The sequence below is a fragment of the Meiothermus sp. genome (assembly GCF_025060375.1).
Lineage (GTDB): Bacteria > Deinococcota > Deinococci > Deinococcales > Thermaceae > Meiothermus.
The window spans coordinates 59,311-67,377 of record NZ_JANXCG010000012.1 but is presented as its reverse complement, the minus strand read 5'-3'; the positions used below and the strand labels follow the sequence as shown (position 1 = coordinate 67,377).

Here is an 8,067-nt window from a genome sequence, read left to right as displayed (position 1 = left end):
GGAGTTCCCGGGCCTTCCGCGCTCCCCGCAAAACCTCTTTGCCAACCGTGGTAAGCTGCATCCGTGGGGACCCCCTCTCTCCTGGAGTGGTCCCCACATTTTTACTCCTCCAGTCTCACATGTGTCTGGCCGGGTTCAGGGGCGGAAAACTGACCCATCGGTCAGTTTAGGGGTATGATGGGTGGGTGCTGGCGCTGGCCCTTTTGCGCGACCCTCGGTACCGGACCTACTGGATAGCCCTTTTCCTCTCCCAGATGGGCACCTGGATGCAGGCCGCCACCCAGGGGTGGTTGGTGCTCGAGCTGACCCACAGCGCCGAGCGCCTAGGCCTGGTGGTGGCCCTGCAGTTTCTGCCCTCCCTCCTCTTCTCCCTGCCCGCAGGGGTTCTCTCCGACCGCTACAGCCGGCGCAACCTGCTCCTGCTGACCCAAGGCGGGATGGCAGTGCTGGCCCTGGGGATGTTTATCCTCATCGCAACCGGCTGGGTGCGGTATCCGCATGTTCTAGTCTTCGCCTTTCTCTACGGTCTTTTCAACGCTATGGACCTGCCAGTGCGGCAGGCCTACACGGTAGAGCTGGCCGGTAAGGAGCGCTACCCAGGGGCCATTGCACTCAACTCCTTTGGCTTCAACACCTCGCGCCTTCTGGGTCCCGCCCTGGCCGGCCTCCTAATCGCTGGGTTTGGCCTCTCTTGGAGCTACCTGGTCAACGCCCTCTCCTTCGTACCCCTGCTGTGGGTGTTGCTAAAGTCCCCCAGCCTCGCGGTGGAGCGCGGGAAGGGCGGAGTGGTGGCCGACGCACTAGAGGGCTTGCGGTTCGTTTGGGGGGAGCCGCTGGTGCGGCAGGTGGTGCTGCTGGTGGGGCTTTCTAGCCTGTTGGGCATGAACTTCCAGACCATCGTGCCGGCCTACGCCCGGCTCGAGCTCGGCCTGGACGCCCAGGGCTTCGGCCTCCTCATGTCGGCGGTGGGGCTGGGTTCCATCCTGGCCGCTGTCCTTCAGGCCATTACCGCCCGGGCCCGGCCTCTGCGGGCAGTTCTAGGCAGCGCCTTGCTGGGCCTATCGCTTTTGGCCCTAGCCCTACCCTTACCCCCTGGCTGGGCGGCCTTTGCCTTCGCCCTGGCCGGGCTTGGGATGATCACCACGCTCATCAACGCCAACACCACCGTGCAGCTCCTGGCCCCCGACCGGATTCGGGGCCGGGTCATGTCGGTCTACTCCATGGTTTTGCTGGGCTCAGGACCCCTTGGAGCCTACCTGTCGGGTCTGCTCATCGAGGCCCTGGGGGCCCGCTTAGGGGTAGGGGCGATGGGGGCGTTGACCCTGGCCGCGACCCTCTGGATGGTTCGCCGCCCCTGGCCCAAAGTTCTGGCCCCCACCCCGCCGCTCGAGCCCTCCCTACCCACCCCCCAGGCGGCCTCCGACTGACCCCATGCCAAGGCGACCTAGTATCCTGGGCGGGGTGGAGGTTCTTCCGGCCCTCGAGGCCCGCTACCAGATGCGCCTTATCCCCCTGGTGGGGGGGGCAGAAGCCCGCACCTTCGCGGGCGACGGGCTGGTCTTCAAAATCTATCCCCCCAGCCACGCCTCTACCCAACCTGGAGGCATCCTGGCAGCCCGCCTCGAGGCGCTGAACATGACCAAGGCTGGGCTGGGGGAGTGGGTGGTGGAGGCCCTCGCCATAAACGGGTACGGGGTGCTGGTCACCCGGCGCTACCCCGGGAGCAACTTCACCCCCGAAACCTGCACCGAGGCCGCTTTGGAGGAGCTGGCAGGCTTTTTTGTGCGCCTTCACAGCCTGGCTGAGCCTGGGGTGGTCAGCCGGGCTCGCCTGGAGGAGCGGCTCAGGCAGTTTGGCAGTACCCTTCACGACCTGCCCCAGGCCCAAAAGCTGGTGGGCTGGCTCCGGCCGCACATTGAGGAGGTGGCCGGGACCCCTCAGGCCTTCTGCCACCGCGACCCCCACGCGGGCAACATCCTGCTCAAACACCCCGGGGCCCAGGGGGTGCCGGAGGCCCTAGTGGTGGACTGGGTGCGGGCCCAGCCCGACGACCCCGCGCGCGACCTGGCCATCCTGACCACCGGAACCCTGGAGCTGCTGGGAAAGGAGAGAGCTCTGGCTGCCCTGAAGCAAATCGTGCGCCGCTACCCCGAACCCCTGTCCTTGTGGCGCCGCCTACGCTTTTGGGTTCCCCTCACCTACCTGCACGACATGCATTGGTTCCGCACAAAGCAGCCAGCAGGCTTCAGGGCTGCGGTGGCCGAGAAACTACCTAGGGCCCTGGAGTTCTACCAGCGCTTTGAGGCCCTGGAACTCTAAGGGTCCTTCGCCCTTCCCTGCTCGGGGTCACGCCCCAACAGGGGAGCTTTGCCGGGCTCTTAGCCCAGGGGGCCCTAGTCCCTAAACAAGCGCTCGAAAGCCTGAGCCCCGCTCCCCTTGGGGCGAAGCCGGAAGAGGCCATTCTTGAGCTCCAGCACCCCCTCCTGCAGAAGCCGCTGAAGGGTCTGCTGCAGCTCATGCCGCGAGAAGCTCTCCCCCTCTTCATCCAGCCAGCGGGCAATCTCCTTCTCGCTGGCAAAGCGAAGGTTTTCCACCGCTTTGACCACCCAGCCCCGGGCGTCCATGCCTAAATATACCCCACCTCCCCCAACGCCGCCATGAGGTGTCTTTCCACAGGCCGCAGCCCATTGCACAATGGAGGCGTGGACCCTTTTCAGGAGTACCAGGACTACGTGGTGGCCCACCGGCTGCGCGTAGCCCTGGACTTCTTCCCCGGACGGCTCTACACCCTGGCTGAGTACGCCACCCTGCGCCTGCGACGGGGCGAGCTGTTGCAGAGGCTCATCCGCTGCCAAGGCGACCCTGCCCTTCTCTCGCGGATAGAGCAGATCTCCGATGAGATCAACTACGGCTTCTGGTCAAACCCAGGCGTCTTGAGCTCCTTCCTAAAGCGGCTCCACCCCAACCCCCCTCCCCTGCTGCAAAGCCCCGAAGGGTTTGAGGCGCTTCTGACCCCAAGCGAAAGGCACCGCTTGGCGGAACCTGGCCTGGCCGGGCGCTACTACCTGGGCTGGCTCCGCCTGCCCGCGCTCCTGGACGAGCCCATGCGCTTTGAGCGGGCCCGGCGCGAACAAGAGGCCCTGGCAGAGCAGCTGGGCCTGTTTCTGGACGATTTTCACAAGGTGGCTGGCTCAGGGTAGGCCAGCAACACACCATACCCAGAGTTCAGCTCTACCTCCACGACCCCCGTGGCCAGGTTGGAGAGGGTCCGGGTGCTGCCCATCGGTACCTGGGCGGAGTCCAGGGGCCAACGCACCCCCCGGATGGAGAGCCCCTCAAACCCCCCCAATGGCAAAAGGCTCAGCCGGCTACCCAGGGGGAGCTCCAAGGCAAACCGGCCCGGCACCAGGGGGTAGGCCTCCTCGAGCCCCGAGCTGAGCAGGGTGGGCACCCCCTCCCGAAGCAGCCGCAACCCAAGCAGGAGGTGGGCCAACGCCTGGTCTGTCTGTCCACCCAAGGCCCCCACCAGGATCAACCGGTCTGCCCCACGCGCGAGCGCCGCCCGCACGGCCAGCTCGCCGTCGGTCAGGTCCTTGTCCACCGGATGCACCTCCCGGGGGACGTGGGCAAAGGCCTGCTGAAGGGCCAGGCTGGCCGAGTCAAAATCGCCTACCCAAAGCTCAGGCTCCAGACCCAGGGCCTCGGCGTGGGCCATACCTCCGTCGGCAGCAATGGCCCGGCTGCCCTTTACCTGCGCCAAAAGCCTGGGGGTGGGGACCAGCACCCCCCCCAGCAAAACGGCAAAGGACGCCATACCCTGAAGTCTAGGCCCCGGAGAGGGCCACTTCCTCCTCCAGCCCCACCGCCTTTGACCAGTCCAGCCGTACCCCAACCCGGTCGCCCGGATAGAGACCAGGCTCCGGGCCCTCCCAAAAAAGCCGACGGCCGCGCCAGAGCAGTTCCAGCGCCACCGTGGGGCCCTTGAAGATGCGCTCCCGAACCTGGGCCTCCTCCCCCTCGCCCAACCCTATGGCCTCCTGGGGCAGCAGGTGGGGGCGGGCCGGGAGGCCTAGCTCAAGGCTTTCCTGGGAGGAAAACAGGTTGCGCTGGCCCAAAAAGGCGGCCGCCCACAGGGTCTTCGGCTTTCGGTAGAGGGCCTCGGGGGTTCCCTGCTGCACCAGCCGCCCCTCCCGCAGGAGGGCAACCTGTTCAGCCAGCGCAAAGGCCTCGGCGTGGTCGTGGGTGACCACCAAGGTAGGCACCTGAACCTGGCGCAAGATGGCCCGCAGCTCCCAAAGCAGCTCCCACCGCAGCTTCAGGTCAAGCGCCCCCAAAGGCTCATCCAGAAGGAGCACCCGGGGTCTGGGGGCCAAGGCTCGAGCCAGGGCCACCCGCTGGCGCTCCCCCCCTGAGAGCTGGTGGGGGCGTTTTTGGGCGTGGGGCCCCAGGTGGGTCAGCTCCAACAGCTCGGCCACCCGAGCCCGCACCCGATGGGCTTCCCATCGGGCTTCCCGCAATCCAAAGGCGATGTTTTCATAAACCGAAAGGTGGGGGAAAAGGGCGTAGTCCTGAAAGACCAACCCCACCCCCCGGGCCTCCGGGGGCAGAGGGGTCAGGTGGGTCTCCCCCAGCCAAACCTGGCCCGCCTCGGGGGCCTCCAAACCGGCAACCAGGCGCAGCAGGGTGGTCTTGCCGCTGCCGGAGGGCCCCAAAAGGGCCAGGGTCTGCGCAGAGCCCACGGTGAGGGAAAGGGAGAGGGTGAAACCCGGGTAGGTTTTGCGCAGGCCCACCAGCTTGAGCATGGCTCGAGCCTACACCACCCCACCTGAGGCAGGCCAGGCCTGCTGGCCTATGATGGTAGAGGATGCTTGTCTTGGCGAAGGGCCTCTCCAAACGCTACGGGCGCGACTGGGTGCTGCGCAATTTGGACTTCCAGCTAGCAGAAGGGGAGACGGTGGCCCTTCTGGGCCCCAACGGAGCGGGTAAAACCACCCTCCTTCGGATGCTGGCCGGGCTGGTGCGCCCCACCTCGGGAAGCCTGGAGGTGCGGGGCCGGGTGGGTTTCCTGAGCAATCCCCCAGCCTTCTATCGACACCTTAGCGGGCTGGAAAACCTGCTCTACGCCCTCCGTATGGAGGGGCGCAGGGCAGACCCCCATCGGGTCCGCACGGCCCTCGAGCGCGTGGGGCTTCCCCCCCACAAACCCCTGCTTGGCTACAGCAGCGGCATGAGAAAGCGCCTGGCCCTGGCCCGGCTGGCCCTTCTGGGCCCTGAGATATGGTTGCTGGATGAACCAGAAACGGCGCTGGACACCGAAGGGCGTGGCTTGCTGGAGGGGATGGTCCAGGAGGCCCGTTCCCGAGGCGGGGTGGTCATCGCTACCCACGACAGAGGGTGGCTTCCCTTGGTAAACCGAAGTGTACAGCTCGGAGCACCGCTATGATGTCCCCGTGGACTACGAGGTGCTCATCGTGGGAGGGGGGTTTTCGGGCGCCGAGGCCGCTTATGCGCTGGCCAACAGAGGCGTCAAGGTGGGGCTGGCGACCACCAGCCTAGACTCGGTCTACCTGCCCTTTACCCCCGTCCAGCCCCCCTACCCCAAGGGCTCCCTGCTGGCTGAGGTGGGGCCCCTGAGCCAAAGGGGCTGGGCCCTACACAGCCAGGCCAAGTACCGCCTGGAAAACCACCCCAAGATTCACCTGCTCCAGCTCTCGGCCACCCGGCTGTTGCTAGAGGGCTGGCGGGTGGTGGGGATAGAAAGCTGGGAGGGCCCTAGGAAAACTGCTCCAAAGGTGGTGCTGGCCGTGGGTAGCTTTCTCTCCCCCAAGCTCTACATCGGCAACGTGGTGGAGGAGGCTGGCCGGCTTTCGGAAGCGGCCTACCCCGACCTGTACCTGCACCTACAGGAACTGGGCTTCCGCTTCGCCCCGCAGACCGCCGAAGTAGCCCCCCAGGAGGGAACCCCAGGCTACCGGGTGGAGTACCAGGTCTTTGCTCCTGGGGAGTGGGAGGCCCATACCTTCCGCCTCCCCCGGGTAGAGGGGCTCTATGGGGTAGGGCTGTGCGTGCTGGGCAGGGGAAGTTACGCTCAGATGGTGGAGGAGGGGATGCGGCTGGCAAAGCTCCTCTAGGCGGTGTCCAGCAGGGACAGAATCTTCTGGTCCAAGCGGGAGAGGGGCCGCCGCCTGGGGTCCTCCACCCTCGCCCATGGGGCTTGGTAGACCCAGACCTGGAGCCTGCGGTGGGTGAAGTCGTGGCGCAAGCGCCCCACAAAGCGAGCTTCCTCAAGGCCAAAGCGCTTCAAGAGCCGCTCCAAGCCCCCAGGCCCCTCCTCCATCGGCACCCCCCAAAGCCCCCCCAGAACCCCTCCTGAGCGGGGCTCCAGGTAAACCCCCATCGGCCCTCCCAGAATCAGCGCGGTGAGCTCGATGGGCTTCGGCCTGCGGCTCTTGGGCAGAGGGTACCGTTCCGGCTGGCCTTTGCCCCGACAAAACCGCTCCAGAGGGCAGCGGGAGCAAGCCGGCCTCCTGGGGGTGCAGACCGTGGCCCCCAGCTCCATCAAAGCCTGGTTCCACTCCCCCGGAGAGCCATAGCCAAGCGCCCCCTCCAAAAGCCCCTGGGCGGACTGCTGAAGGCGCTTGGGAGAGGGGTCTTCCCACGCGTGCAGGCGGGAGAGGACCCGGCGCACGTTCCCGTCCACCGCGGCCACAGCCTCCCCGAAGGCAATGGAGGCCACCGCCGCCGCGGTGTAGGGGCCTAGCCCGGGCAGCTCCCGAAGCCCGGCGTAGGTAGGGGGCAGTGCGCTGGTCTGCCGGGCCAGGCGGTGCAGGTTGCGGGCCCGGGTGTAGTAGCCACACCCTTGCCAGACCCGCAGCACCTCCTCCAAGGGAGCCCGGCCCAGGGCCTCCAGGGTGGGAAAACGCTCCAAGAAGCGGTGGTAGTAGGGAATGGCCTGGGCTACCCGGGTCTGCTGCAAGAGGACCTCTGCCAGCAGAATGCGGTAAGGGTCGTGCTCGCCCCGCCAAGGGAGGGGCCGCTGGTACCGCCGGTACCAGTCCAGAAGGGACTTCTCTAGCCCAGAAGCCGCCGATGCTCCACCATCAAGCATCTGTCCTGTACCACGGGAATCCCAGCCTGCTCGAGCCGCTGGGCAAACACCTGGTTCCGAATGCCCGACTGCAACCAAACCAACCCAGGCCGCAGCCGAAGAACCTCCTCGAGGTGGCCCAACAGCACCTCGCTTCGACGGAAGACGTTCAGGATGTCCACTGGCCCTTCCAGCTCATCCAGGCACCCCACCACCTCCCGCCCCCAAAGGACCTGCCCGGCATAAGCGGGGTTTACCGGCAACAGCTCGTAGCCCCTCTCCTTGAGGTACGCGGGGACGTAGTGGGCTGGCTTGACCGGGTTGGGATGGGCGCCCAGCACCGCCACGGTGCGGGCCGATTGGAGCAACGCCCGAAGCTCTGGGGGGCTCATACCGAAAAGCATACTGCCTAGGGCTCCAGGCGAGCCTTCAGCAGGGCCACAATCTCCTGGTGCCCCAGCTCAACGGCCCGCTCGAGGAGGGTCCTTCCGCCTGGGCTGCTCCCCAGCTCGGGCGCGGCCTTTTCCAGAAGCCAGCGCACCGCCTCCACCCGATTGCCCAAGACGGCCAGGCGCAACGCCTGCTCCACCCCCTCCCGAGCCCCCCTGGCCCAGACCAGGGCCAGCATCTCCGGCCTCCCCGAAAGCGCCGCGTGGGGCAGAAGAGGAATGCCGTGGGCCCCCCTGCACCGGACCAGCCCCGGGTCTTGAGAGAGCATCCGCTCCACCTGGGGCACATCCCCCAGCATGGCCGCGGTAGGGACCTCCAGCAGGGCCCCCTTGGCCAGCAGGTACTCTGCAATAGCCCGCTGGCCAGTGTGAGCCGCAGCCTGGATGGCTGTCTCGCGGTCGCCCGGCCCCCACTCGTGGGCCTGATGCAAAAGCTCGGGCTCTTCCTCCAACATCCGGCGGACCCCCTCCAGGTCGCCGTGGGCCGCCACCACAAAATCCCGGACTCGCTCCGGAGAAGGCATGGCCTAA

At 66.8% G+C, this 8,067-nt stretch carries 11 protein-coding genes; 5 read left to right on the top strand and 6 right to left on the bottom strand.

Translation table 11 applies throughout. From position 1 onward, the window contains the following. Positions 1–185 precede the first annotated feature (185 nt). Together NZ849_RS01715 and NZ849_RS01710 are read left to right on the top strand one after the other, a co-directional pair. On the top strand, positions 186–1,427 hold the full coding sequence (locus NZ849_RS01715; protein WP_295386525.1) for an MFS transporter: 1,242 nt from the start codon (positions 186–188) through the stop codon (positions 1,425–1,427). 34 nt (positions 1,428–1,461) lie between these two features. Continuing rightward, on the top strand, positions 1,462–2,319 hold the full coding sequence (locus NZ849_RS01710) for an aminoglycoside phosphotransferase family protein (RefSeq protein ID WP_295403363.1): 858 nt from the start codon (positions 1,462–1,464) through the stop codon (positions 2,317–2,319). A 74-nt stretch (positions 2,320–2,393) separates the two neighbouring features. Here NZ849_RS01710 and NZ849_RS01705 read toward each other — a convergent pair whose 3' ends face one another. Beyond that, positions 2,394–2,624: a hypothetical protein gene (locus NZ849_RS01705; protein ID WP_295386528.1), complete on the bottom strand. Its 231-nt coding sequence runs from the start codon at positions 2,622–2,624 to the stop codon at positions 2,394–2,396. A 78-nt stretch (positions 2,625–2,702) separates the two neighbouring features. On the opposite strand from NZ849_RS01705, the gene NZ849_RS01700 reads away from it, so the two are divergent. Beyond that, complete coding sequence (locus NZ849_RS01700; RefSeq protein WP_295386531.1) at positions 2,703–3,200, top strand: hypothetical protein; 498 nt, start codon at positions 2,703–2,705, stop codon at positions 3,198–3,200. On the opposite strand, the gene NZ849_RS01695 is transcribed toward NZ849_RS01700, so the two are convergent. Continuing rightward, positions 3,176–3,814 (bottom strand): thiamine diphosphokinase, encoded by a 639-nt coding sequence (locus NZ849_RS01695; protein WP_295386534.1) that lies wholly within the window; start codon positions 3,812–3,814, stop codon positions 3,176–3,178. The genes NZ849_RS01700 and NZ849_RS01695 overlap by 25 nt on opposite strands. 10 nt (positions 3,815–3,824) lie before the next feature. Next, entirely contained in the window at positions 3,825–4,802 is a 978-nt protein-coding gene (locus NZ849_RS01690) for an ABC transporter ATP-binding protein (RefSeq protein ID WP_295403360.1), read from the bottom strand. A gap of 62 nt (positions 4,803–4,864) precedes the next feature. Here NZ849_RS01690 and NZ849_RS01685 point away from each other — a divergent pair, with 62 nt between their 5' ends. Together NZ849_RS01685 and NZ849_RS01680 are read left to right on the top strand one after the other, a co-directional pair. Beyond that, positions 4,865–5,443, top strand: a complete 579-nt coding sequence (locus tag NZ849_RS01685; RefSeq protein WP_295386539.1) for an ABC transporter ATP-binding protein — start codon at positions 4,865–4,867, stop codon at positions 5,441–5,443. Positions 5,444–5,450: 7 nt separating this feature from the next. Then, on the top strand, positions 5,451–6,131 hold the full coding sequence (locus NZ849_RS01680; protein WP_295386542.1) for an FAD-dependent oxidoreductase: 681 nt from the start codon (positions 5,451–5,453) through the stop codon (positions 6,129–6,131). Here NZ849_RS01680 and NZ849_RS01675 read toward each other — a convergent pair. The 3 genes from NZ849_RS01675 to NZ849_RS01665 are packed head-to-tail and all read right to left on the bottom strand — an operon-like array spanning position 6,128 to position 8,060. Continuing rightward, positions 6,128–7,108, bottom strand: a complete 981-nt coding sequence (locus NZ849_RS01675; protein WP_295386545.1) for an A/G-specific adenine glycosylase — start codon at positions 7,106–7,108, stop codon at positions 6,128–6,130. The two genes, NZ849_RS01680 and NZ849_RS01675, sit on opposite strands and share 4 nt — an antisense overlap. After that, entirely contained in the window at positions 7,072–7,479 is a 408-nt protein-coding gene (locus NZ849_RS01670) for a CoA-binding protein (protein ID WP_295386547.1), read from the bottom strand. The genes NZ849_RS01675 and NZ849_RS01670 overlap by 37 nt, the downstream gene beginning before the upstream one ends. Before the next feature lie 17 nt (positions 7,480–7,496). Further along, positions 7,497–8,060 carry an ankyrin repeat domain-containing protein gene (locus tag NZ849_RS01665; RefSeq protein WP_295386550.1) on the bottom strand — a complete coding sequence of 188 codons (564 nt, stop codon included), beginning with the start codon at positions 8,058–8,060 and terminating at the stop codon, positions 7,497–7,499. Positions 8,061–8,067: the final 7 nt, after the last annotated feature.